At 72.4% G+C, this 23,219-nt stretch carries 21 protein-coding genes; 5 read left to right on the forward strand and 16 right to left on the reverse strand.

Annotation, left to right across the window (positions count from 1 at the left end; all coding sequences use genetic code 11):
• Positions 1-6: 6 nt before the first annotated feature.
• Complete coding sequence (locus I2501_RS36985; RefSeq protein ID WP_196198462.1) at positions 7-576, reverse strand: TetR family transcriptional regulator; 570 nt, start codon at positions 574-576, stop codon at positions 7-9.
• A gap of 93 nt (positions 577-669) precedes the next feature.
• Here I2501_RS36985 and I2501_RS36990 point away from each other — a divergent pair, with 93 nt between their 5' ends.
• On the forward strand, positions 670-1,395 hold the full coding sequence (locus I2501_RS36990) for an SDR family oxidoreductase (RefSeq protein ID WP_196198463.1): 726 nt from the start codon (positions 670-672) through the stop codon (positions 1,393-1,395).
• A gap of 9 nt (positions 1,396-1,404) precedes the next feature.
• On the opposite strand, the gene I2501_RS36995 is transcribed toward I2501_RS36990, so the two are convergent.
• The 5 genes from I2501_RS36995 to I2501_RS37015 all read right to left on the reverse strand — a co-directional run bounded on the left by I2501_RS36995 (position 1,405) and on the right by I2501_RS37015 (position 6,731).
• The gene (locus tag I2501_RS36995; RefSeq protein WP_196198464.1) at positions 1,405-1,764 is read right to left on the reverse strand and encodes a VOC family protein; all 360 of its coding nucleotides are present in this window, start codon (positions 1,762-1,764) and stop codon (positions 1,405-1,407) included.
• Between the two features lie 9 nt (positions 1,765-1,773).
• On the reverse strand, positions 1,774-3,351 hold the full coding sequence (locus tag I2501_RS37000; protein ID WP_196198465.1) for a protein kinase domain-containing protein: 1,578 nt from the start codon (positions 3,349-3,351) through the stop codon (positions 1,774-1,776).
• Positions 3,352-3,439: 88 nt separating this feature from the next.
• Positions 3,440-4,828, reverse strand: coding sequence for a sugar ABC transporter permease (locus I2501_RS37005; protein WP_328806862.1), 1,389 nt, complete (start codon positions 4,826-4,828; stop codon positions 3,440-3,442).
• Complete coding sequence (locus I2501_RS37010) at positions 4,825-5,616, reverse strand: ATP-binding cassette domain-containing protein (RefSeq protein WP_196198466.1); 792 nt, start codon at positions 5,614-5,616, stop codon at positions 4,825-4,827. The genes I2501_RS37005 and I2501_RS37010 overlap by 4 nt, the downstream gene beginning before the upstream one ends.
• Positions 5,613-6,731 carry a sugar ABC transporter substrate-binding protein gene (locus I2501_RS37015; protein ID WP_196198504.1) on the reverse strand — a complete coding sequence of 373 codons (1,119 nt, stop codon included), beginning with the start codon at positions 6,729-6,731 and terminating at the stop codon, positions 5,613-5,615. The genes I2501_RS37010 and I2501_RS37015 overlap by 4 nt, the downstream gene beginning before the upstream one ends.
• A gap of 369 nt (positions 6,732-7,100) precedes the next feature.
• On the opposite strand from I2501_RS37015, the gene I2501_RS37020 reads away from it, so the two are divergent.
• Positions 7,101-8,087, forward strand: coding sequence for a hypothetical protein (locus I2501_RS37020; protein WP_196198467.1), 987 nt, complete (start codon positions 7,101-7,103; stop codon positions 8,085-8,087).
• Between the two features lie 193 nt (positions 8,088-8,280).
• On the opposite strand, the gene I2501_RS37025 is transcribed toward I2501_RS37020, so the two are convergent.
• Both I2501_RS37025 and I2501_RS37030 read right to left on the reverse strand, forming a co-directional pair.
• Positions 8,281-9,144, reverse strand: coding sequence for a helix-turn-helix domain-containing protein (locus I2501_RS37025; protein ID WP_196198468.1), 864 nt, complete (start codon positions 9,142-9,144; stop codon positions 8,281-8,283).
• Between the two features lie 64 nt (positions 9,145-9,208).
• On the reverse strand, positions 9,209-10,273 hold the full coding sequence (locus I2501_RS37030; RefSeq protein WP_196198469.1) for a rod shape-determining protein: 1,065 nt from the start codon (positions 10,271-10,273) through the stop codon (positions 9,209-9,211).
• Between the two features lie 200 nt (positions 10,274-10,473).
• On the opposite strand from I2501_RS37030, the gene I2501_RS37035 reads away from it, so the two are divergent.
• On the forward strand, positions 10,474-12,741 hold the full coding sequence (locus I2501_RS37035) for a SpoIIE family protein phosphatase (RefSeq protein WP_236047935.1): 2,268 nt from the start codon (positions 10,474-10,476) through the stop codon (positions 12,739-12,741).
• On the opposite strand, the gene I2501_RS37040 is transcribed toward I2501_RS37035, so the two are convergent.
• The 4 genes from I2501_RS37040 to I2501_RS37055 form a co-directional block, all read right to left on the reverse strand.
• Positions 12,695-14,278: a long-chain-fatty-acid--CoA ligase gene (locus tag I2501_RS37040; RefSeq protein ID WP_196198471.1), complete on the reverse strand. Its 1,584-nt coding sequence runs from the start codon at positions 14,276-14,278 to the stop codon at positions 12,695-12,697. The two genes, I2501_RS37035 and I2501_RS37040, sit on opposite strands and share 47 nt — an antisense overlap.
• The gene (gene fabG, locus I2501_RS37045) at positions 14,275-15,033 is read right to left on the reverse strand and encodes a 3-oxoacyl-ACP reductase FabG (RefSeq protein ID WP_196198472.1); all 759 of its coding nucleotides are present in this window, start codon (positions 15,031-15,033) and stop codon (positions 14,275-14,277) included. The genes I2501_RS37040 and fabG overlap by 4 nt, the downstream gene beginning before the upstream one ends.
• A 95-nt stretch (positions 15,034-15,128) precedes the next feature.
• Entirely contained in the window at positions 15,129-16,316 is a 1,188-nt protein-coding gene (locus tag I2501_RS37050) for a thiolase family protein (RefSeq protein ID WP_196198473.1), read from the reverse strand.
• 83 nt (positions 16,317-16,399) lie between these two features.
• Positions 16,400-17,554 carry an acyl-CoA dehydrogenase family protein gene (locus tag I2501_RS37055; RefSeq protein WP_196198474.1) on the reverse strand — a complete coding sequence of 385 codons (1,155 nt, stop codon included), beginning with the start codon at positions 17,552-17,554 and terminating at the stop codon, positions 16,400-16,402.
• Between the two features lie 122 nt (positions 17,555-17,676).
• On the opposite strand from I2501_RS37055, the gene I2501_RS37060 reads away from it, so the two are divergent.
• Positions 17,677-18,306, forward strand: coding sequence for a TetR/AcrR family transcriptional regulator (locus tag I2501_RS37060; RefSeq protein ID WP_196198475.1), 630 nt, complete (start codon positions 17,677-17,679; stop codon positions 18,304-18,306).
• 41 nt (positions 18,307-18,347) lie between these two features.
• Entirely contained in the window at positions 18,348-19,142 is a 795-nt protein-coding gene (locus I2501_RS37065; RefSeq protein WP_196198476.1) for a DeoR/GlpR family DNA-binding transcription regulator, read from the forward strand.
• Positions 19,143-19,158: 16 nt separating this feature from the next.
• On the opposite strand, the gene I2501_RS37070 is transcribed toward I2501_RS37065, so the two are convergent.
• The 4 genes from I2501_RS37070 to I2501_RS37085 all read right to left on the reverse strand — a co-directional run bounded on the left by I2501_RS37070 (position 19,159) and on the right by I2501_RS37085 (position 23,038).
• Positions 19,159-19,977 carry a class II fructose-bisphosphate aldolase gene (locus tag I2501_RS37070; RefSeq protein ID WP_196198477.1) on the reverse strand — a complete coding sequence of 273 codons (819 nt, stop codon included), beginning with the start codon at positions 19,975-19,977 and terminating at the stop codon, positions 19,159-19,161.
• Positions 19,959-20,972: a 1-phosphofructokinase family hexose kinase gene (locus I2501_RS37075; RefSeq protein ID WP_328806863.1), complete on the reverse strand. Its 1,014-nt coding sequence runs from the start codon at positions 20,970-20,972 to the stop codon at positions 19,959-19,961. The genes I2501_RS37070 and I2501_RS37075 overlap by 19 nt, the downstream gene beginning before the upstream one ends.
• Positions 20,969-21,868 carry an SIS domain-containing protein gene (locus tag I2501_RS37080; protein WP_196198478.1) on the reverse strand — a complete coding sequence of 300 codons (900 nt, stop codon included), beginning with the start codon at positions 21,866-21,868 and terminating at the stop codon, positions 20,969-20,971. The genes I2501_RS37075 and I2501_RS37080 overlap by 4 nt, the downstream gene beginning before the upstream one ends.
• Positions 21,869-22,075: 207 nt before the next feature.
• Positions 22,076-23,038, reverse strand: a complete 963-nt coding sequence (locus I2501_RS37085; protein WP_328806864.1) for a serine hydrolase — start codon at positions 23,036-23,038, stop codon at positions 22,076-22,078.
• Positions 23,039-23,219 lie beyond the last annotated feature (181 nt).

Consider the following 23,219-nt stretch of genomic DNA (forward strand, 5'->3'; position numbering starts at 1 on the left):
GGTTGGTCAGCGTCGGTCGAGTGCGTGGGTGAGTTCGTCGGCGGTTTCGCGCACCCGCTCGGAGTAGGTGGCGGCGTCCGGCTCGGCGACCCAACGTCCGAACGCAGTCCGGAAGATGGCGACGCCGACGCTCGCCAGCAGGTTTGCCTCCGACTCGGTGGCCCCGCGCTGGCGAAGGGCCGCGTCCAGGGCGTCGGAGACGGCGGCGAACTTGGTGCGGCCGCGCTCCTGGAGTTCGGTGCTGCCCTCGACGATCGCCTGTCGTTGTGCGGCGTGCGGGGCGACCCGGGTCGCCAGCATGTCGCCGACCTGCTCGAGCGCGCTGAGGAGGGCTTCGAAAGGCGTGAGCTGCGCGTCGGCCTTGCGCAGGGCGTCGGCGAGAGCGGCCGGGAGCTGGTCCGAGCCGGCGAAGAGCACGTCGCGCTTGTCGGCGAAGTAGCGGGAGAACGTGCGTCGCGTCAGCCCGGCGCGCTCGGTGATCTGCGCGACGGTGACGTTTTCGTACCCGTGCTCCAGGAACAGCGCCAGCGCAGCCTCGCGCAGTCGATCCTCCGCTCCCTGCTCCCAACGCGCCATGGTCGGAGTCTAGCAGTGATGACTCATTGAGACATTGCGTGGTACTGTGATGTCTCAATGAGTCATCAGATTGGTGAATCCAGGAGGAGCGCCATGGCACTGACCGGTCAGCGCATCGTCGTCATCGGCGGCAGTTCCGGCATGGGGCTGGCCACGGCCCACGCGGCCGCGGCAGCCGGTGCCGTCGTCACCATCGCCTCGAGCAGCAAGGAGCGCGTCGTCGCCGCGCTCGTAGGACTGCCGGACTCGTGCGACGGCGCCGAACTCGATGTGCGCGACGAGGAGGCCGTCGCCGACCTGTTCGCCCGCGTCGGCGAACTCGACCACGTGGTGTTCACCGCCGGCGACCAGGCCGATCGCCGCGCACTGAAGGAACTCCCGCTCGACCAGGCCCGCCGCGCCTTCGATGTCCGGTTCTGGGGAGCCGTCGCCGTCGCCAAGCACGCCGCCCCGCGCATCCGCCCCGGCGGATCGATCACCCTCACCTCGGGGACGGTCGGCGTCCGCCCGGTCCCCGGCGCCGCACTCGCCTCCGCCGGATCCGCGGCCACCGAGGGCCTCGTCCGCGGACTGGCCGTCGATCTCGCCCCCGTCCGCGTCAACGTCGTCCGATCCGGCGCCGTGCGCACACCGCTGTGGGACGCTGTTCCCGAACCCCAGCGCGCGGCGGTGTTCGACAGCTTCGCGCGGCGCGCTCTGACGGGCGCGATCGGCGAGCCGCAGCAGATCGCTGCGGCGAACCTCTACCTGATGGAGAACCAGTTCGTCACCGGCACCGTGCTCACCGTCGACGGCGGGTTGATCCTGACCGGAGACTGATGACAGGCCCTAGGCCTGGCCTGCGCTTGCCGCGCGCGGGTGGCGCGGTTCGTAGAGGGCGAGGTCGCCCCCGCCGGGGAGGCGGAAGCCGGTGAGCAGGCCCCAGTTCAGCTCCTGTACCGGGCGGGTGAACTCGACGCCCTTGGCGGTCAGTTCGGCGACGGTCGCCTCCAGGTCGTCGCACATCAGCATCAGCTCGTGCGAGTGGACCGACTGGGTGGGGTGGAAGGCGATCTCACTGGGCGGGGCCTGGAAGATCAGCCAGCCGTGCCCGGCGTCGACGCTGGGCAGGCCCAGCACGTCGCGGAAGAAGGCCCGGTCGGCCTCGGCGTCGCTGGTGTAGATCACCACATGGGTGCCGTTGATCATGACTCGACGCTAAGCCGACCCCGTACCCCCGGCAAGCCCGGGCGCGCGGGAGACGGTCAGGCTGACCGTCCCGCCGTGGTGCAGCGCGGACCCGGCGGCGGGGGACTGCGAGCAGACGGTCCGGGGCGCGGCGGCGGTGCCCGTGCACGTGCCCGTCCGGATGTGGCCGAGGTGCAGGCCCAGGCCGAGCAGGGTGTGGCGGGCATGGGCGAGGCTGTCGTGGGCAAGGTCCGGGACGGTCACCGAGGCGACGACGGGCGACGCGCTGGAGGACGAGGACGCGGTGCCACCGGTCCCGCCGGTCGTGCCTGCGCCCGTGCCTGCGGCACTGGCACCGCCGCCGAGCGCGAACCATCCCCCGACGACGCCCGCGACCAGCACCGCCGAAAGCCCCGCCCACGCCCCGGCCCGACGCCGCTTCCGCTGCGGCTGCCCGGGCGACTGGGCCTCCGCGTCCGGTAGCAGGGGCTCGATCACCGTCTGCTCGTGCCGGAGCGCCTCGGTGGGCAGGCCCGAAACGTTGCGCAACACGGTCGTCGGGTCCGACGGCACGGCCAGACGCACGGTCGCCGACTGAGCGGACTGAGCTGACCCCGCGGACGGAGCCGACTGAGCCGACTGCATGAGCTGCACCGTGCGCGCGGACGTGTCGTCGACCTCCTGAGCCGCTGTACCCGCCGCCCCCGCCGCACCCGTCGCCGGATCGCCCTCCGCCGCCAGCACGGCCTCCACTGCCGCGCGCATGGACCGTGCGTCCGGGAACCGGTCGGCGGGGTTGCGCGCGAGGGCGCGGCAGACCAGGGCGTCGACGTCCGCCGAGAGTCCGGGAACCTCGGCGGAGGGCCGCGGCGCGTCCTCCCTGAGGCGGCGCCAGATGGTGTCGAGCGGATTCTCGGACGCCATCGGCGGACGCCCGGTGAGCAGCTCGTACAGCATGCAGCCGACGGCGTAGAGGTCGCTGCGTGCGTCCACCGGCTCGCCGCGTGCCTGCTCGGGGGAGAGGTAGTCGGCGGTGCCGACGACCATGCCGGTGGAGGTCAGCCCTTCTGATGCACTGTCAGTCGGGGTGGCGCTGCGGGCGATGCCGAAGTCCATGAGCTTGACGGTGCCGTCGTCCAGGACCATCACGTTCGCCGGCTTGACGTCGCGGTGGACCATGCCGTGCGCGTGGGCGTGGGCCAGCGCGTCGAGGAGGTCGGCGGTCACCCGGAGGACCAGGGTGGGCGGCAGCGGGCCTTCGGCCTGGAGGACCTGGGCGAGCGTGCGGCCGGGCAGGTACTCCATGACGAGGTAGGGCAGGTCCATGCCGCGTCCCGCGCCCTCGCCGGAGTCGAAGACGGCGACGATCCCGGGGTGGTTGAGCGAGGCGGCGGCACGGGCCTCGCGGCCGAAGCGGACCCGGTAGACCGGGTCCGCCGCCAGCGCCGGGCGCAGGATCTTCACCGCGACCGTCCGGTCCAGCCGCAGGTCGCGGGCACGGTGCACCTCGGCCATGCCGCCGCTGCCGAGGACCTCGGCCAGCAGGTAGCGGTCGCCGAGCGCGGGCGCGGGGTCGTCGGCAGGTCCGGGGGGCGTCAGGATGTCCACGGCGCGATGGTGACCGCGCTTCTTGTGGAAATCATGTGGCCCCGCCTAAGCTCCCCGGCGCCCCGCGCTCCCGCCCCGAGCCCCGCCGTCAGGCCCGGCCGGAGGACTTCTGGGTGCGGCGGGAGAGCGAGTCGACGATGACCGCGGCCAGCAGCACGCCGCCGGTGATCATGTACTGGATGTCGAGGGTCAGTCCCAGCATGTACAGGCCGGAGTTGATCGACTCGATGACCAGGATGCCGAGCAGCGCCGACCAGACGCGTCCGCGTCCGCCGAAGAGGCTGGTGCCGCCGATGACGGCCGCGGCGATGGCCATCATCAGGTTGTTCGGGTCCGCACCGGCCTGCCCGGCGGCGGACGTGGTGCCCGCGATGGCCAGACCGCCGAGCGCCGCGAAGGTGCCGGAGATGGCGTAGACCGTGGTCCGGACCATGGGCACGCTGATACCGGCGCGGCGGCTCGCCTCGATGTTCCCGCCGACCGCGAAGATCTGCCGCCCGTACCGGGTCCGGCGCAGCACGAAGTCGCAGATCACCAGCAGCACAAGGAAGATGACCATAGCGTTCGGCACGCCGCTGGCCCGGTTGAGCACCCAGGCGACCAGGAACACCGCGACCGCCAGCATGCCGGTGCGGAGCAGCAGTTCGCTGGTCGGACGGTAGGGGACTCCCGCGGCCTTCCTCCTCCGCTGCTGGCCGAAGAGCGAGACGGCCATCATCAGCACGGCGAGCCCCGCCAGCAGGTACGCCCCGGCGACGTCGCCATTGAGGAAGAAGGAGTTGCCGGAGAACAGGTGGTTGAGCGCGGTGTCCGGCAGGTTGATGGTGCCGGTCGAGCCGAGCAGCCAGAGCATGACGCCCTGCCAGGCCAGGAAGCCGGCCAGGGTGACCACGAACGCGGGCACGCCGATCCGGGCGAAGATCCACCCCTGGAGCGCGCCGATCGCCATCCCGGCCAGCAGCGTCAGCAGGACCGCGACCCACGGGTTGATCCCGTGGTTGACCGACAGCACGGCGAACAGCGCGGCGGCCAGACCGCTGACCGAGCCCACCGAGAGGTCGATCTCGCCGAGCAGCAGGACGAAGACCAGGCCGACCGAGAGCAGGCCCAGCCCGACCATGTAGTACGAGATGTACTCGGCGTTGGCGGCGCTGAAGTACTTGCTGTCCTTGACGGTGAAGATCACCCAGATGATGATCAGCCCGACGACGACCGGGATCGAGCCCAGTTCGCCTCCGCGCACCTTGCGACGGAACTCGTCGAAGTAGCCGCGCAGGCCTTCCTGACGGACCAGCAGCCGCGGGTCCACGGGCTGCGCGACCGCAGGCGGAGGCGTCGGGTCGGCACGCTCCGCCGCGGCGGAGGGGTGCGTCGGGTCGAAAGGCTGCCCGGAGTCGAACCCCTGCCCGGAGTCGAAGGGCTGCTCGGGCTCGAACGGGTGCTCGGGATCGGAGGGCGGTGGGAAGTCCGTGCTCACAGGCCCTCCGGGTTCGATCCCGAGCCGCGGGCCTGCCGACGGGTGACCGCGTTGTCGGTGGCTCCGGTGATGGCGGCGATGATGGTCTCCTGCGTGGTCTCCTGCACCGGGAAGGTGCCGTTGTTGCGGCCGAGCCGCAGCACTGCGACCGTGTCCGCCACCGCCCGGACGTCGACCATGTTGTGACTGATCAGCAGCACGCCGTGGCCGCGGTCCCGCAGGCGCTCGACCAGGTCGAGCACCTGCGCCGTCTGCTCGACACCCAGCGCCGCGGTCGGCTCGTCCAGGATGACCACCTTGGGGTCGCCGATCAGCGAGCGCGCGATGGCCACGACCTGGCGCTGGCCGCCGGAGAGGCTGGCGACCGGGATGCGGACGCTGGGGATGCGGATCGACAGGGTGTCCAGCAGCTCCTGGGCGCGCTTCTCCATGGCCACCTCGTCGAGGGTGCCGTGCGTGACGAGCTCCCGGCCGAGGAAGAGGTTGGCGACGACGTCGAGGTTGTCGGCCAGCGCGAGGTCCTGGTAGACGGTGGCGATGCCGAGGTGCTGGGCGTCCTGCGGGCGGTGGATCGTGACCGGGCGACCCTCCCACTCGATGTCGCCCTCGTCGATCTGGTGCACCCCGGCGATCGTCTTGACCACGGTCGACTTGCCCGCGCCGTTGTCGCCGACGAGGGCGACGACCTCGCCCTGGTGTACCTCCAGTTCGACGTCGGTCAGGGCCTGCACGGCGCCGAAGCGCTTGGAGGCGCCGCGCAGGGCCAGGACCGGTTGATCGTCCCTCACTCGAGGCCCGCGGACTTGCAGGCGGCGGCGTAGGTGGGGGTGCAGATCTGCGGGATGGTCCACAGGCCGTCCGCGACGACGGTGGACTTGATGTTGTCCTTGTTCACCAGGACCGGCGTCAGCAGGTCGGCCGGGACCTTGTTGCCGGAGCCGTTGGTCTGGGTCGTGTTGGCGATGGACGCGGTGCTCTGACCGGTGAGCAGGTCGACGGCCATCTGCGCGGCGGAGTCCGCCTCGGGCTTGTAGGCCTTGTAGATGGTGAAGGACTGGGTGCCGGCCACGATCCGCTGGATCGCGTCGAGCTGGGCGTCCTGGCCGGTCAGCGGGAGGCCGCTGAGGCCCGCGTTCTTCATGGAGGTGGCGATACCGGCGGCCATCTCGTCGTTGGCCGAGTAGAAGCCCGCGATGTTGTGGGCGCCGAGCTGGTTGATCGCGGCGGTGGCCTTCTGCGCGGCGACGTCCGGCAGCCACTGGCCCGAGGCGTCGTAGGCGATGTCCAGCTTGCCCTTGACCGCGCCCTGGAAGCCGCTCTTGAACTGCGCGGCGTTCGGGTCGGACTGGGCGCCGTCGATCTCGACGATCTTGGCCGACGGGCTGGCCTTGGAGCCGAGCGCGTCGATGAGGCCGGTGCCCTGGAGCTGGCCGACGCGGACGTTGTCGAAGGAGACGTAGGCGTCCACCGGGCCCTCGGCGAGGCGGTCGTAGGAGACGACCTTGATGCCCTTGGCGTGGGCGGCGTCGACGGAGGCCTTGATCTGGGTGGAGTCCTGCGGGTCGACGACGATGACCTTGACGCCCTCGTTGATCATCGTCTGCACCTGCTGCGCCTGGACCTGCGCGCTGCCGCCCGCGTTCGCGTAGTTGACCGTGACGTTCGGGGCGAGCTGCTTGACCTTGGCCTCGAAGTACGGCTTGTCGAACTGCTCGTAACGGGTCGTGGTGTTCTCCGGCAGCAGCAGACCGATGCTCCCGCTGGCCGAGACCGCCGAGCCGCCCGAGCTCGGCGAGGCGGAGGAGGAGGAACTGGCGCTCCCCGTCTTGCCGCAGGCTGCCGCCGCGAGAACCAGGGAGACGACGGCGGTGGCGGTGGCGGCGCGCTGCAGAGGGTGCTTCATCACGGTGGTGGGCCTTCCTCGACCGGACTGCTGGAGTGAGCTGCGGCTGACCGGCACTGCATGTGCGACTGCACCGCACTGCTGATCAGGAGCTTCGCCCCTGACGAGGGCTCAGCCTCCGAGGATTGAAGTCCTACGAACGCCGCTGCGGTGGAGGACACACGGACGGAGCCGCGATGTTCGCCCGAACGGTGGGGCGCATGGCCGAAGGAGGGGGCGTGTGAGCCGCTTTTAGCGACGCGGCGTCAGGTCCCGCAGAGATTACGGTGGAAGCGCACCAATGCCATGGACATTTCACACAGCTGGCCACTAGGTTCCGCTATGGCCACGCCGTGGTCGAAAGTCCATGCGACCCCTGGGGGGATCACCGTGCGCATACGCAGGCTTGCAGTCACTCTGGCTGCCGTCACCACAGCAGGTCTTGTCACCGCCGGGCTCGGCAGCGCGGCACAGGCCGCCGCCCCGGCCCCGGCTGACACCGCGTCGGGTGTCACGGCGTCGGGTGTCACCGTGCACGACGTCCACTACGGCGAGAAGCCGATCGGCGGTCATGTCGCGGGCGCCCCGCTGCAGGCGAAGGCGACCAGCGCCAACACGCTGAGCGTGCGGTCCAGCGGCAAGCAGGGCGTGGTCTCGCCGACGCCCAAGGTGTACCTGGTCTTCTGGGGTTCGCAGTGGGCCAGTGACCCGGCCGGGGTCGCGCCCGACCTGCAGGCGATGTTCAAGGGCCTCTACGGCTCCGCGGACACCTGGGGCACCATCCTCACCCAGTACTGCGAGGGCGTCGCCACCGGCACCACCAACTGCGGTACCAAGGGCACGCACGTGACCCACCCGGCGTCCAGCCCGCTGGGCGGCGTCTGGTTCGACAACGCGAGCGCAGCGCCCACGAACGCGACCGCCGCGCAGATCGCCGCCGAGGCGGGCCACGCCGCGGCGCACTTCGGCAACACCACGCAGGCGCCCAACCTGAACGCGCAGTACGTGGTGGTCTCGGCCACCGGGACCCACCCGGACGGCTTCCCCAACTCGGGCTTCTGCGCCTGGCACGACAAGACCACGTCGAGCTACGGCAAGCTCGCCTACACCAACCTGCCGTACATCCCGGACCTCGGCGCGGGCGCGTGCACGACCTTCACGGACGGGCGGATGCTCTCCGGGATCGAGTCGACCGAGACGCACGAGTACGCGGAGACGGTGACCGACTTCTGGCCGAGCATCGGCTGGAACGGCAAGAACGGTGAGATAGGCGACGAGTGCCAGAACCTCGACGCCTACGTGCCGCTCAGCACCGGCACCTTCGACCTCCAGGGGCTCTGGTCGAACGCGGCCAACGCCTGCGCCACCAAGGGCTGAGAAGCCGGAGCAGGATGAGACGCCGTCACCAGGCGGCGTCTCAAGCCGCAGGTCAGAGGCGTGAGACGGGCTGCGACGTCTCAGGCCGGCCGATCTGGTCGGGCGGGTGCCCGGACGTCGTGCAGAGTTGATCCCGAGAGCGGGTCGGCGGCGTCCGGGCAGCGCGGGGGTACTGCCCGGACGCCGACCAAGCTCATGGCACGGGCACGGGCACCGTGGGTGTGCAGCCGTGGCCGGCGGGCTGGGTGCCGCAGACCTGGAGGGTGGCGCCGGAGGTGCCGGCGTCGACCATCATCGAGTAGTTGTCGTAACCCCAGTGGACCAACGCGGTCTGGTGGTCGCCCGTGGACGTCGCGATGGTGGCGGTGTCGCCGCGCGCGCCGTCGGTGAGCGCGCCCCAGGCGGCCTTGCAGCGGGCGCTGTAGTGCAGGTAGATGACCATGGTCCCGATGTTCTGGGTGATCAGGTCCCGTACGTCGGAGACGCATCCGGTCGACTGCGGGTCCTTGCCCGCGCAGCCCACGCCCTGGCACGTCGGCGGCGCGGAGGCGCTGACGGGGACCACGACGGGCGTGCTGTCCGCGCTCGCGGCGGTGTGGGACGCCGAGGGCGAGGTCGCGGACATCAGCCAGGCGCCGCCGACGGCGCCGAGCAACGCCGAGACGACGGCGATCGCGCCCGTGCGGGCCGCGCTGCTCCCGGTGAGCCGCCGCAGGTGCTCTGACCACCGCCGGATCGGGGCGGCCGAGGGCGCGGGCGCGGGCACGCGTGCGGGTGCGGGCGCTGGCGTGGGTGCTTCTGCGACCGGCTCCGAGACGTCACCACCCGTCTCCTGCGCGGCCAGCGCCAGCAGCGGCTGGAGCAGGCGTGCGCGCTCGTCGACATTGGCGGCCAGGCTTTCCAGGGCCTGCTCGGTGATCACCCGCTTGCCGTTGAACCAGCGTTCCCAGGAGGCTTTGCTGTAGTGGGTGCGTGTTCCGATCTGAGTGAGGGACAGGCCGCTGCGGTCCTTGATCGAACGGAGTTCCTCGGTCAGGCGGCGGGCGCTTCCGCGCACGTCATCGGGTATCGGCCGCCAGTTCGCGCCCACGGTTCTCGTACTCTCCACTGCTTGGGGGCAGTCAGTCTCCCACAGCGGCGGCGATGGTCCTGAGCGCTGCCGCGCCGTCGGCGGTACGGGCGGTGCCCGCGGCGCCCGCCAGGCGGCCGAGCCCGCGGACGGTGCAGGTCTCCGGTGCGTCGGCGACCTGGACGTCGAGGCCGAGCCGGTCCCGAAGGAGCTGGCTGAGCCAGGGGTCGCGGGCGCAGCCGCCGGTCAGCACGATGCCGTGCTCGGTGATGTCCGCGCTCAGCTCGGTCGGGCACTTGGCCAGCAGCGCGCCCATGCCGTCGACGAGGACGTCGACCGCGGGGCTGATCGCCCGGCGCACCTCCTCCGCGGAGAACGTCGCCAGCACCGGCGTGCCGAACTCGGTGCGGCGCCCCTTGGCCTCCAGCTCCCGGGCGGACGGGTCGCCGTCCCAGGCGCCCGCGGCGATCCGCAACTGCTCGGCGGCGGTCGCGCCGAGGTCCACGCGGTGGCGACGCCGGGCCCAGGCGGCGAGCGTGCGGTCGAACGTGTTGCCGCCGACGGTCAGGGAGGTGGCGCTGACGAGCTGTCCGAAGGCGAAGACGGCCAGGTCGCTGGTGCCCGCGCCGAGGTCGACGACCATGGTGCCGGTCTCCTGGTCGATCGGCACGCCCGCGCCGACGGCCGCCGCCAGCGGCGCGGGGAAGGTGAGCGCCCTGGCCGCACCCGCCTGGAGCAGGGCCTGCTCCAGCGCCTTGACGTGGATGCCGCGGCTCTCGACGGTGACCGCCGTGGCGACGGTGGGACGCAGCGAGAACCGGCTGGCGCGGGCCTGGTCCAGGGCCAGCCGGGCGAGGACCCGGGCGCCCTCGAAGTCGGTGATGGTGCCGGCGCTCAGCGGGTTGACCGTGGTCATGCCCGGAGGGGTCCGGCCGGTCATCTGCTGGGCGGGCTCGCCGAAGGCGAAGGCGATGCCCCGGTCCAGGTCGAACGCGACGACGGACGGCTCGTCGAAGACGACCCCGCCGCGCGACCGCCAGGCCCGCACCCGGGACGTGCCTAGGTCGAGCGCGATCAGGCGGTCGGTGCCGAGTCGGTCGGTCACGAGTCGGTTCACGTGCATCCCCGCTCCCTGGGTGAAGTCTTAGCTGATAGGTAGTCAGATTTGTGCTCTCTTCCATGCAGCGGCCGGATCGCCGTGGCTGCATCCCGGGGACGCTGAAAGAGGGAGGGCGGCGGGGCTGTCGGAGTGGCGGGCGGCCGGAGCGGGGCGCCGCCGGAGTGGCAGGGCGCAGCGGGCGGGCCGATGATCGAGGCATGCCCGACGAGCCCCGCCGCTCGCTGGCCGAGCGCGCCTTCGAGCAGTCACCGGTGCCTTGGATGCTGTGCGACGCCACCGGGCGGCTGCTGCGGATCAACGCGAAGATGAGCGAGCTCGGCGGCATGTCCGACTCCGGCCTCACGGACGAGGACCTGCGCGGACGGCTGCCGTCGGAGCTGCCGCTGCCGCACATCGACCGCTCGGTGCTGGAGGAGTCGGAGCGGCTGATTCGCGAGGTCGCCGCGACCGGGGAGCCGATCACCCTGGAGACCTACGCCCCTCGTCCGGGCGAGTCGCGGACCGGAGCGTGGGCGGTGTCCTACACACCGGTACGGGACGCGGACGGGCGGCTGGACGCGGTGGCGGTCTCCGCCGTCGAGTTCTCCGAGCAGTTCGCCGCGCGTCGGCGGCAGGCGCTGCTCGACGCGGCGGGAGCCCGGATCGGGACCTCGCTGGACGTCAGCCGGACCGCGCAGGACCTGGCGGACGTCGTCGTCCCCGGCTTCGCCGACTTCGTCAGCGTCGACCTGCTCGACGGCGTCTTCCGCGGCGAGGAACCGGCGGCGGGGCCACCGGCGGGGGACGTGCGGCTGCGCCGTGCCGCGCAGGCGGGTGTGGGTCCGCACCTGGCCGGGCTGGACACGGGCGTGGTGGGCGTCGGATTGCGTGGCAGCTACCCGCCGGGGTCGCCGCCCGCGCGCTGTCTGGCGACGGGGCGGGCGGGCGTGCACACGATGACCGACGCGGACGTGGTGGCCTGGCTGGCGGGCGATCCGGCGCGCTCCGCCTGGGCGGCCGAGCACGGGCTGGCGTCGTTGATGACGGTCCCGGTGACCGCGCGCGAGACGACGCTGGGCGTGGTGGTCTTCAGCCGGCTGAACGACCCGGCGAACCACCGGACCCGCAGGACCGGGCGGACCGTGCGGCACGATCCGGCCGCGCCGACCTCGGAGCCGTTCCATGAGGACGACGTCCCGCTCGCGGAGGAGATCGTCGGCCGGGCGGCGGTCTGGCTCGACAACGCGCGCCGCTACACCCGCGAGCGTGCCACCGCGCTGACGCTCCAGCACAGCCTGCTCCAGCAGCGCGCGCCCCGGCAGGCGGCGGTGGACGTCGCCAGCCGGTACCTGCCCGCGAGTGCTCAGGCGGGCGTCGGCGGTGACTGGTTCGACGTGATCCCGTTGTCCGGCACCAGGGTCGCCCTGGTGGTCGGCGACGTGACCGGGCACGGCCTGCACGCCAGCGCCACGATGGGACGGCTGCGGACGGCGGTCCGCACGCTCGCCGACGTCGACCTGCCGCCGGACGAACTGCTTTCGCACCTGGACGACTTGGTGATCAGCCTGAACACGGAGAACGCGGAGGCGGAGGCCGAGGCGGAGGCGCATCCGGACGAGGTCGACGCGAGCGGCGGTGACGAGGCGAGCAGCACGGACGGAGGCAGCGCGGAGATCGGCGCGACCTGCCTGTACGCGGTCTACGACCCGATCGCCCGGCGCTGCGTGCTGGCTCGGGCGGGGCATCCGGAACCGGCGCTGCGGACGCCGGACGGGAGGGTGGAGTACCTCGACGTCCCCGCCGGGCCGCCGCTCGGACTGGGCGGACTGGCCTTCGAGTCGGCGGAGTTCGAGCTGCCGCCGGGGAGCCTGCTGGCGCTGTTCACGGACGGGCTGGTCGAGTCGCGGTTCCGGGACCCGGACCAGGGGCTCGCGGCGCTGAGCGACCAACTGGCCGCCGCCGGACCCGATCCGGACCTGGCGGCGGTCTGCGATGACGTGCTCGGCGCGCTCACCACCCTGCGCCCGCGCGACGACGTGGCGCTGCTGCTGGCCCGCACCCGGGCGCTCGGCGCGGACCAGGTCGCGGACTGGAGCGTGCCTTTCGACCCGACCTTCGTCGCCGAGGCGCGCGGCCTGGCCGCGCGTCAACTGGCCCACTGGGGGCTGCCCGAGCTGACCTTCGTCACCGAACTTGTCGTCAGCGAGCTGGTGACCAACGCGATCCGCTACGGCCGCCCGCCGGTACGGCTGCGGCTGATCCGCGACACGGCGCTGATCTGCGAGGTCTCCGACGCCAGCGGCACCGCGCCGCATCTGCGCCGCGCCCGCTCCTTCGAGGAGGGCGGGCGCGGGCTGATGCTGGTGGCCCAGTGCTCGACGCGTTGGGGCACCCGGCACTCGCCGCAGGGCAAGACCATCTGGGCGGAGCAGGCCCTGCCTACCGGGAGCCCTGCTCCTGGTACTGCCTCCGCAGCTCCCGCTTGAGCACCTTGTGGCTGGGGCCGAGCGGGAAGGCGTCGGTGAACTCGACCCGGCGCGGGTACTTGTGCTTGGCCAGGTGCTCCTTGGACCAGGTGACGATCTCCTCGGCCGTCGGCGCGGGGCTGACGGCCGGGTCCAGGACCAGGACCGCGCAGACCTCCTCGCCGTGCACGTCGTCCGGCAGGCCGATGACCGCCGCCTGCGCCACGGCGGGGTGGCGCAGCAGTGTCTCCTCGACCTCGCGCGGGTAGACGTTGAAGCCGCCGCGGATCACCACGTCCTTCTTGCGGTCCACGATGGAGAGGAAGCCGTCGGCGTCCTTGCTGCCCAGGTCGCCGGTGCGGAACCAGCCGTCGACCAGCGCCTCCCGGGTGGCCTCGGGATTGTCGAGGTAGCCGAGGAAGACGTTGTGGCCGCGCACCACGACCTCGCCCAGCTCGCCGGCGGGCAGCAGCTCGATCCGGTCGTCCAGCTCGGCGCGGGCGATCTCCACGTCCACGCCCCACACCGCATGGCCGACCGTCCCGGCCCGGGTGCCCAGGTCGGGGTGGTTGACGGACGCGGTCGGCGAGGTCTCGGAGAGGCCGTAGCCCTCGCAGATGCTGACGCCGAAGGTCGCGTTGAACCGCTCCAGCACCGTCACCGGCAGCGAGGCACCGCCGGAGATGCACAGGTCCAGCTTCGGCAGCTGCGGTTCGGGCAGGCCAGGCACAGCCTTCGCGGCCTCCAGCAGTGCCAGGTACATCTGCGGTACGCCGTGGAAGTGGGTGACGCCCTCACGGACCATCAGCTCCAGTGCCTGCCCGGCGTGGAAGCGCGGCAGCAGCACCAGCGCGGCTCCGGCCCGCCAGGTCGAGTTCATCGACACGGTCTGGCCGAAGGTGTGGAACAGCGGCAGCGCGCCGAGCGCCACGTCGTCCGGGGAGGTGTGGTTGGCGTCGAAGGCGTTGGTCGTCGCGTTCATCACCAGGTTGAGGTGGCTGAGCACCGCGCCCTTGGGCCGGCCGGTGGTGCCGCTGGTGTAGAAGACGACGGCCGGGTCCTCGGCGTCGCGGGCGACGAAGTGCGGGAGCGGGTCGACCGTGGCCGCGAACTCCTCCAACCGGCCCAGCGCGCCCGGCATCGGGGCTGCCGACATCGCCGTGTCGGGTCCGACGCCGACCAGCGGCATGCCCGCCTCGGCCGCCGCGACGGCGGCGACCTCGGCGTTGGCGGCGTGGGCGATCAGCAGCCGCGCGCCGGAGTCGCGCAGCACGAAGGCCACCTCCTCGGCCGTCAGCAGCAGGTGCACCGGCACCACGACGCCGCCCGCGGCGAGGATCGCGTAGTACGCGCGGCAGAACTCGGCCACGTTCGGGGCCATCAGCGCCACCCGGTCGCCGGGCTGCACGCCCAGGCGGACCAGGGCCGCGGCCTGGCCCAGCGACTGCTGCCACAACTCGCCGAAGGTGAGCCTGGTCGCGCCCTCGACCAGTGCGAGCTTGCCGGGCCTGCGCCGGGCGTTCTCGGCCAGCACCGAGGCCAGCGACAGGGTGGTCACCGGGCGCCCCCGTTGACGTACAGGGTCTGGCCGCTGACGTAGGAGGCGTCCTCGGAGGCGAGGAAGGCGACCACCGCGGCGACGTCCTCCGGCTGGCCGACGCGGCGCAGCGGGGTGCGCTCGGCGGCCAGCGCCTGGTGGTCCTCGGCGCTCGCGCCGACGCGCTCGGCGGTGGCGGCGGTCATCGAGGTGGCGATGTAGCCGGGGGCGACCGCGTTGACGTTGACGTTGAACGGGCCGAGCTCGATCGCGAGGGTGGCGGTCAGGCCCTGGATCCCGGCCTTGGCGGCGGCGTAGTTGGCCTGGCCGCGGTTGCCCAGCGCGGAGCGGGAGGAGAGCGAGACGATCTTGCCGTACTTCTGCGCGCACATGTACGTCTGCGCCACGTGGCTGCAGTTGTAGGCGCTGGTCAGGTTGACCGTCAGGACGGCGTCCCAGTCGCTCTTCGGCATCTTGAAGAAGAGGTTGTCGCGGGTGATCCCGGCGTTGTTGACCAGGATGTGGATCGCCCCGAAGTCGGCGGCGACCTGGGCGAAGACCGCCTCGACGGCGTCGTAGTCGGCGACGTCGCAGCCGTAGGCGCGGGCGGTGCCGCCCTTGGCCGTGATGGCGTCGACGGTCTGCTGCGCCCGCTCGGCCGTCAGGTCGACGACGGCGACGCTCGCGCCCTCGTCGGCGAGACGCGTCGCGGTGGCGGCGCCGATGCCCTGGGCCGCACCGGTGACGACGGCGACGCGGTCGGTGAAGCGGTTCATGGGTGGGGATCCCCTTTCGCTTGCGGTTTCTGAGGAGAGGTCAAGGAGGCGTGCAGGAGCGAGGGTGCGGGAGCTGGCGTTCAGTCGTGGCGAGCTCAGTCGCGGTCGACGAGCACGGCGGAGCCCTGGCCCACGCCGACGCACATGGTGGCCAGGCCGTGGTGGGCGCCGGTGCGGGCCATGCGGTGCAGCAGGGTGGTCAGGATGCGGGCGCCGGAGGCTCCCAGCGGGTGGCCGATGGCGATGGCGCCGCCCTGGGGGTTGACCAGCTCCGGGTCGACGCCGAGCTCGCGCACGCACGCCAACGCCTGTGCGGCGAAAGCCTCGTTGAACTCGGCCGTCTCGATCGACTCCAACCCGCGTCCGCTGCGCTTCAGCACCCGCTGCACGGCCGGGACCGGGCCGATGCCCATCACGTCGGGGTGCACGCCCGCGCTCGCGCCCATGACGTAGCGGCCCAGCGGTTCGACGCCGAGCTCGGCCAGCGCCTCCTCACTGCAGAGCAGCAGCCCGGCCGCGCCGTCGTTCATCGGGGAGGCGTTGCCCGCCGTCACCGTCCCGCCCGGACGGAAGACGGGCTTCAGCGAGGCGAGCTTGGTCAGGCTGGTGTCGGGGCGGATCGACTCGTCCGCGGTGACGGTGGTGCCGTCCGCCAGCGTGACCGGGGTGGTCTCCGCGTCGAAGTGGCCCGCCTCGCGGGCGGCGGCGGCCAGGGTGTGGCTGCGCAGGGCGAAGGCGTCCTGGTCCTCGCGGCTGACGTTGTAGCGGAGGGCGACCTCCTCGGCGGTCTCGCCCATCGACAGGACGCCGTGCAGCTCCTTCATCCTCGGGTTGGTCATGCGCCAGCCGAGCTTGGTGTCGAAGATCTCCTGGCCATGCGGCAGCGCCTGCTCCGCGCGGGGGAGCACGAACGGGGCGCGGCTCATCGACTCCGAGCCGCCCGCCAGCACGATGTCCGCCTCGCCGGAGGCGATCGCGCGCGCGGCGGTCGTGACGGCCTCCAGGCCGGAGGCGCAGAGGCGGTTGAGCGTGGCTCCCGGGACCGAGTCCGGGATCCCGGCCAGCAGCACGGCCATGCGCGCGATGTTGCGGTTGTCCTCACCGGCCTGGTTGGCGGCGCCCCAGTAGACGTCGTCGATCCGGGCCGGATCGAGGCTGGGGACGGCGTCCAGCACGGCGCGGACGGCGGTCGCGGCCAGGTCGTCCGGCCGGACGCCGGAGAGCACGCCGCGCAGTCGGCCGATCGGGGTCCGCTTGGCGGCGGCGAAGTAGACAGGGCGCATCGTCGGGCTCCTGAGAACTGTGTGGGTGGGGATCAGAACGCGAGCTTGATCAGAACGCAAGATTGATCAGAACGCGAGGTCGATCAGAAGGCGTTGACGCCGGTGAGGGCGCGGCCGATGAGGAGCTTCTGGATCTGGCTGGTGCCCTCGTAGAGCGTCATCACGCGGGCGTCGCGGACGTACTTGCCCACCGGGTACTCGTCGATGAAACCGTAGCCGCCGAAGACCTGGAGAGCGGTGTTGGCGGCCTTGACCGCGGCCTCGGAGGCGTAGAGCTTGGCGACCGAGGACTCCGTCTGGAACGGCAGGCCGCGCTCGATCAGGTCGGCCACCCGCCAGACCAGCAGCCGAGCCGCGTCGAGCTCGACCTTGATGTCGGCGAGCATCTCCTGGACCAGCTGGTGGGCGGCGATCGGCTTGGCGAACTGCTCGCGCTCGGTGGCGTAGGCGACGGCGGCGTCGAGGGAGGCCTGGATGATGCCGACGCAGCCCGCCGCCACCGACATCCGGCCCTTGGCGAGCGCCGACATGGCCACGTTGAAGCCCTTGCCCTCCGGGCCGAGCATGGCGCCGGCGGGGACCCGGACGTCCTCGAAGGCCAGCTCGGCGGTGGGTTGGCCGCGCAGGCCGAGCTTGCCGTGGACGGTGGTGCGGGTCAGCCCAGGGGTGTCGGTCGGGACCAGGAAGGCGCTGACGCCCTTGTGGCCCTCCTCCGGCGTGCCGGTGCGGGCGAAGACCAGGGCGACCTCGGCCCAGGTGCCGTTGGTGATGAACATCTTGGCGCCGTTGATCACCCATGCGTTGCCGTCGCGGACGGCCCGGGTGGTGAGGTTGCCCGCGTCGGAGCCGGTGCCGGGCTCGGTGAGGGCGAAGCAGCCCAGCGCCTCGCCCGCGCACAGGCGCGGCAGCCACTGCTGCTTCTGCTCCTCGCTGCCCCAGTGGTTGATCGACTTGGCGACCAGGCCCAGCGAGACCGAGAGCAGCCCGCGCACGGACGAGTCGCCTCGGCCCAGCTCCTCGGTGACCAGCACGTACGCCAGGTGGTCGCCGCCGGAGCCGCCGTACTCCTCGGGGATGGTGAGGCCGAGGAAGCCGAGGTCGCCCAGCTTCTTCACGATGCCCTGGTCGACCTGTTCGGCCCGGTCCCAGGCGGCGGCGTGTGGCACGATCTCGCGGTTGACGAAGTCGGCCGCCAGCTCGCGTACGGCGGCCTGCTCCTCGGTGAGCTCCAGGTTCACGGCGATTCCCTGCGTTCCCATTAAACTAGCGCTGCAAGTTTTTGGACTGTAACGCGATCGGGCACTCTTAGGGAAGCCCGGACACGCACCATGATCCGGATCGACGAGGGAGAACCAGCAGGATGGCCAGGCCGCGCAACCCGCTGCTGAGCAGGGAGCGGATCGTCGTGACCGCGCTGCGGCTCGTCGACGAGGAGGGCCTGGACGCGTTCTCCACCCGCAAGCTCGCCGCCGAGCTCGGCGTCAGCGGCCCGTCGCTCTACAACCACTTCCCGACCAAGGACGCCCTGCTCGACGCGGTCGTGGACCTGGTCGTCGGCGAGGTGGAGCTGGACATGCTCGGCCGCGACCCGTGGCCCGACGCGCTGCGCGAGTGGGCCCGCTCCTACCGGTCCGCGCTGGTCGCGCACCCGAACCTGGTGCCCGCCCTGGCGCACGGACCGGGACGGCGTCCGCACGCGCTCAAGCTGGCCGACGCGGTCTTCGGCGCCCTCGTCGACGCGGGCTGGCCGCGCGGCGAGGCGACCCGGATCGGCGCGCTGATGCGCTACCTGGTCTTCGGCTCGGCGCTGGGGTCGTTCGCCGGAGGCTTCGTCGACGACGCCGGGCTGTACGACGCCGAGGAGTACCCGCACCTGAACCAGGCGCACCTGCTGGCCGAGCGTCAGCGCGCCGTCGACGAGGGCGCGTTCGAGCTCGGCCTTGAGGCGCTGCTGCTGGGCCTGCGGGAGCGGTTCGCACACCTCTCATGAGTGCACGGTGCGGCAGGCTCGGATCTCGTAGGATCCCGGACATGCTGAAGGCCGATCGTTTCGCCCGGATCCTGGACCATGTCGCGCGGGCCGGCAGTGCCGACGTGCACGAGCTCGCCGAGCTCCTGGACGTCTCCGGGGCCACCATCCGGCGCGACCTGCAGGCGCTGGACGAGCAGGGGCTGCTCCGGCGCACCCACGGCGGAGCGGTGACCGGCAGCGTCAACCTGGAGCTCCCGCTGCGGCACCGGGCCGGGGCGCGGCAGGACGAGAAGCACCGGATCGCGCTGGCCGCCGCCGAGTTGGTGCCGGACGGCGCGGTGGTCGGGCTGGCGGGCGGCAGCACCGTCACCGAGCTGGCCCGGCTGCTGGCCGAGCGCAGCCGGGTCGCGGAGGGCAGTAAGTCGGGTGAGGGCAGCAGGCTGACCGTGGTCACCAACGCGGTGAACATCGCGGCGGACCTGATCGTCCGTCCGGAGATCCGGCTGGTCGTGATCGGCGGGCAGGCCCGCACCGCCAGCTACGAGCTGGTCGGCCCGGCCGCCGACGAGCACCTGGCCCGATACCGGCTGGACATCGCCTTCATCGGCGTCGACGGCCTGAGCGCCGACGCGGGCTGCACCACCCACGACGAGATGGAGGCGCACACCGACCGCGCCTTCCTCCAGGTGGCCTCGCAGGGCGTGGTGCTGGCGGACGCCAGCAAGCTCGGCAAGGCCACCTTCGCCAGCATCTGCCCGCTGCGCGAGATCGACGCCGTGGTCACCGACGCGACCCCGCCCGAGCCCGAGCGCAGCGCGCTGGCCGAGGCCCGGGTGCGGGTGATCACCGCCTGACGGGCCTGACGCCGCGTCAGCCCTTGAGCAGCCCCGACAGCCGGGCGACCTCGGCGGCGACCGCGTCGCGTCCGGGGGCGAGCCAGCGGCGCGGGTCGACCAGCTTCGGGTCGGCGGCGAGGGCGTCGCGGACCGCCTCGGTGAAGAGGCGGTTGAGGTGCGTGGAGACGTTGATCTTCCGCATTCCCGCCGCGGCGGCGGCGACCAGGGTCTCGTCCGGGACGCCGGAGGAGCCGTGCAGCACCAGCGGCACCGGGACGGCGGCGTGCAGACGCCCGATCAGCTCCAGGTCCAGGCGCGCGGTGCGGGAGGTCATCGCGTGCTCGCTGCCGACGGCGACCGCGAGCGCGTCCACGCCGGTGCGGGCGACGAACTCGGCCGCCTCCGCCGGATCGGTCCGCACGCCGGGGGCGTGGGCGCCGTCCTTGCCTCCTATCGCGCCGAGTTCGGCCTCGACGAAGAGACCGTGTTCGTGGCACCACGCGGTCACCTCGGCGGTGGTGCGGAGGTTCTCCGCCCACGGCAGCGTCGAGCCGTCGTACATCACCGAGCCGAAGCCGTGCTCGGCCGCCTCGCGGACCAGCCGCTCGTCGGTGGCGTGGTCGAGGTGGAGCGCCGCGTCGGCGCCGCTCCGTTCGGCGGCCAGGCGCGCGGCGGCGGCGAGGGGCGCGAGCGCGCCGTGGTAGCGCACGGCGTTCTCGCTGATCTGCAGCACGACGGACGCCTTGGCCTGCTCGGCACCGGCCAGGATCGCCTCGGCGTGCTCGATCTGGATCACGTTGAAGGCGAAGACGGGTCCGGCGTCGAGGATCCGGCTCAGCGGGACGAGGGGCACGGCGGGAGCTCCAGTTCGGTGCGGAGTAGCGCGGTGAGTTCGGCGTAGAGGTCCGGGTCGAAGTCCCCGGCGAGGGGAGCGGCGACGGCGGCGGCCGAGAGCGCGACGGCGTCGGCCAGCGCCTCGGCGGGCGGGGTGTCGCGGGCGAGCGCGAGCGCCAGCGCGGCGGACGCGGCGTCACCCGCCCCCGTGGGGTTTCCGCTCACGGCGCGCGGCGGCGCGAGGCGGAGGCGCTCGCCGTTCCAACACGCCGTCAGGCCATCGGCACCTGCCGACACGACGGCGGCGCGGGCACCGGCGGCGACGAGCGCGGCGGGGAGTCCCGCGGGCAGCTCCGGTGCGGCGGTGGCGGCGCCGAGCGCGCGGCGGGCCTCCTCGGCGTTCGGCTTGACCAGCGCGGGAGCGGCCGTGAGCGCCGCCCGCAGCGCCGGGCCGTCGGCGTCGACGAGTGCCGGCACCCCGGCCTCGGCGGCAAGACGGACCAGCTGCGTGTAGGCGTCGCCGGGCACACCCGGCGGCAGGCTGCCGGAGAGGACCACCGCGCTGGCGCGGTCGAGCGCGGGCGTGAAGCAGTCGCGGACGAACGCCTGCCACTCCTCGTCCGTGACGACCGGCCCCGGCTCCCACAGGCCGGTGACCTCACCCCTGCGTCCGCCCGCGTGTTCGCCCGCGTGTTCGCCCGCGTGTTCGCGCGAGACGACGGCGAGGGTGCGCCGCGTCTGCCCGGCGACCGGCGCGAACCGGTGCGGAATGCCCGACGCGTCCAGGTCGGCGCGGAGCGCGGCACCCGCCGCACCGCCGGCCAGGCCCAGTGCCAGGGTCTCCTCGCCGAGGTGGGTGAGCACCCGGGCGGTGTTGACGCCCTTGCCGCCCGCCCGCTCCGCGACCGAGCGGACCCGATGGGTCGTGCCCGGTCGCAGCGCGTCCACGACGTAGGTGACGTCGAGGGCCGCGTTGAGCGTGACGGTGAGGATCACCCGAGCACGGTCGCTCACGCCAGGACCACGGAGCGGGTCAGGTGCTGCGGGTTGTCGACGTCGCGGCCGAGGCGGGCGGCCAGGGCGACGCCGAGGCGCTGCACCTTGACCAGCTCGGCCAGCGGGTCGTGACGCGGCGTCACCAGGTGCGCCCCGGTGGCCAGGATCTGGTCGTCCAGGCCCTCAGGGAGCGGGCCGAGGCTCCAGACCACGCGGCCGGGGCGGGCGACGCTGATCGGGCCGTGGCGGTACTCCATGGCGGGGTAGGACTCGGTCCACCAGGCGGCGGTCTCGCGGACCTTGAGGGCCGCCTCGCGGGCCACGCCGTAGCTCCAGCCGCGGCCGAGGAAGCTGACCTGCTCCGCCGTCACGACCTCGTCGGTGAGCGGCTCGTCCAGCGCCTCCGCCGCCTGCGCGGGCAGGTGCGCGACGTCCTCGCCGAGGTGCGCGCGGAGCAGCACCATCTGCGAGGTGGGGAACCGGGTCTGGACGACGGAGCGCTCGTCGGCCCAGTCCAGCACCACGAGGTCGTCGGCCAGGTCGGCGACGGGGGTGGCCGGGTCGGCGGTGATCGCGGTGGTGGCCACCGTGCCGCGCAGGGCCTCGAGCAGGGCGAGCACCTCGGTCGTGGTGCCGGAGCGGGAGAGCGCGAGGACGCGGTCGTAGCGGCGCGAGAACGTGTCGCCCAGCGGCGCCTCGGAGGCGGCGAAGGCATCGGTCTCGCCGCCCGCCTCGCCCGCCGCCTCGCGCAGCGCGGCGTAGGCCTGGGCCATGAACCAGGACGTGCCGCAGCCGACCACGGCCACTCGCTCGCCCGGTCGCGGCAGCAGACCGGACACCTGCGGCAGCAGGTCGATCCCCTGCTGCCAGCAGTCGGGCTGGGAGGCGATCTCGATCGACGTCTGAGAACTCACCGGCTGTCCTCCGGGTGTGGTGGGTCAGGATCTCTGTTCATTCATGCTCAGATGAGCGTGTAGATGCGCAGTGATGAGCATAGCGACTCGTCCTGTAAAGCGAAACGCCCCGCCCGGCCAAAGCCGGACGAGGCGCATCGCGTGTTGCGGGTGTTTCGAGCGTTCGGGTGTTCAGGTGCTCGGGTGTTGCGGTGTGCGTCGGAGCGCTTACTGCTTGACCGTGCCGTACGGCGCGGAGCCGTCGCCGGCCGTGCCGCTCGGGGCGGCGGGGGTGAGCTGCGGGGCCGTCTGGGCGGCTGCGCGCGGTGCGTTGTACCGACCGAGGTCGTCGTGCACGGCGAGCGCGACACGCTCTATGGTCGTGATGCCGTAGCCCATGGTCGACTGGTTGTCCGTCAGCACGACCATCCGGTAGTCCTTGGTCTTGCTGGTGAACACGCCGATGCTGTGCACCCGCCAGCCGAGCGAGGCGCGCGGCAGCCAGCCGTTCTTGTTGTGGGCGGCGACACCGGCCGGGGTCCCGTACGGAGTGCCCCAGCGCTGGTCGGACTCGACGTGGCCCATCAGGCCCAGCGCGTACGCCTTTCCGGCGGGGGAGAGCACGTCGGTGCGGTCGGTGAAGGCGTCCAGCAGCCTCATCTCGTCGTGCGCGGTGATCTGGGTCAGGCCCCAGTAACCGCCCTCGCCGAGGTGGGTGTTGGTCATGCCGACCAGGCGCAGGAAGTGGTTCAGCTCGGCCATGCCGAGGTTGTCCCACAGGTTGGTGGCCGACTGGTTGTCGGAGTTCTCGATCATGGTGCGCAGGTTGCTCACCTCGAACGAGTCCAGGTAGCGGTGCTCGTCCTCGGCCCGGCGCAGCACGGCGCCCATGATGGTCGCCTTGACCACGCTGGCGGAGTCGAAGTGCCAGCTGGAGTGGAGCGCGCAGGAGACGCCCGTCCTCTGGTCCCAGACGGAGAGCGCGTAGGTGTCGTAGCGACCGCGCAGGGCTGACGCGATGTCACGCGACAGCCTGGCGGCCAGCGCCGGGTTCTTGGCGGAGGTGCAGATCGGCGTGGTCGCCGCTGCGGCAGGCTGGGCCAGTCCCAGAGGGGCCAGCGCGGCCACCGCGGCCGTGCCGAGGCCGGCCGCCAGCGCGCGACGGACGCGCGCCCTGAAAGGTGAGACCACTGAGTGGATCCTTCCGACGTTGGTTGGTGCTGCCTGTGACGATTGTGCGAGTTGACACATCGTCGACTGTGCAGACTTTCCGAACGTCGGCTTGGTTGCTCCGAACGGGAACTCCGTTCAGGACATTTTGTTGAGGACGCACTCAGGACGCGCTCAGGACGCACTCAGGACGTGCTGAGGA

Origin of the sequence: Streptacidiphilus fuscans (genome assembly GCF_015690355.1) — a bacterium.
GTDB classification, from domain to species: Bacteria; Actinomycetota; Actinomycetes; order Streptomycetales; family Streptomycetaceae; genus Streptacidiphilus; species Streptacidiphilus fuscans.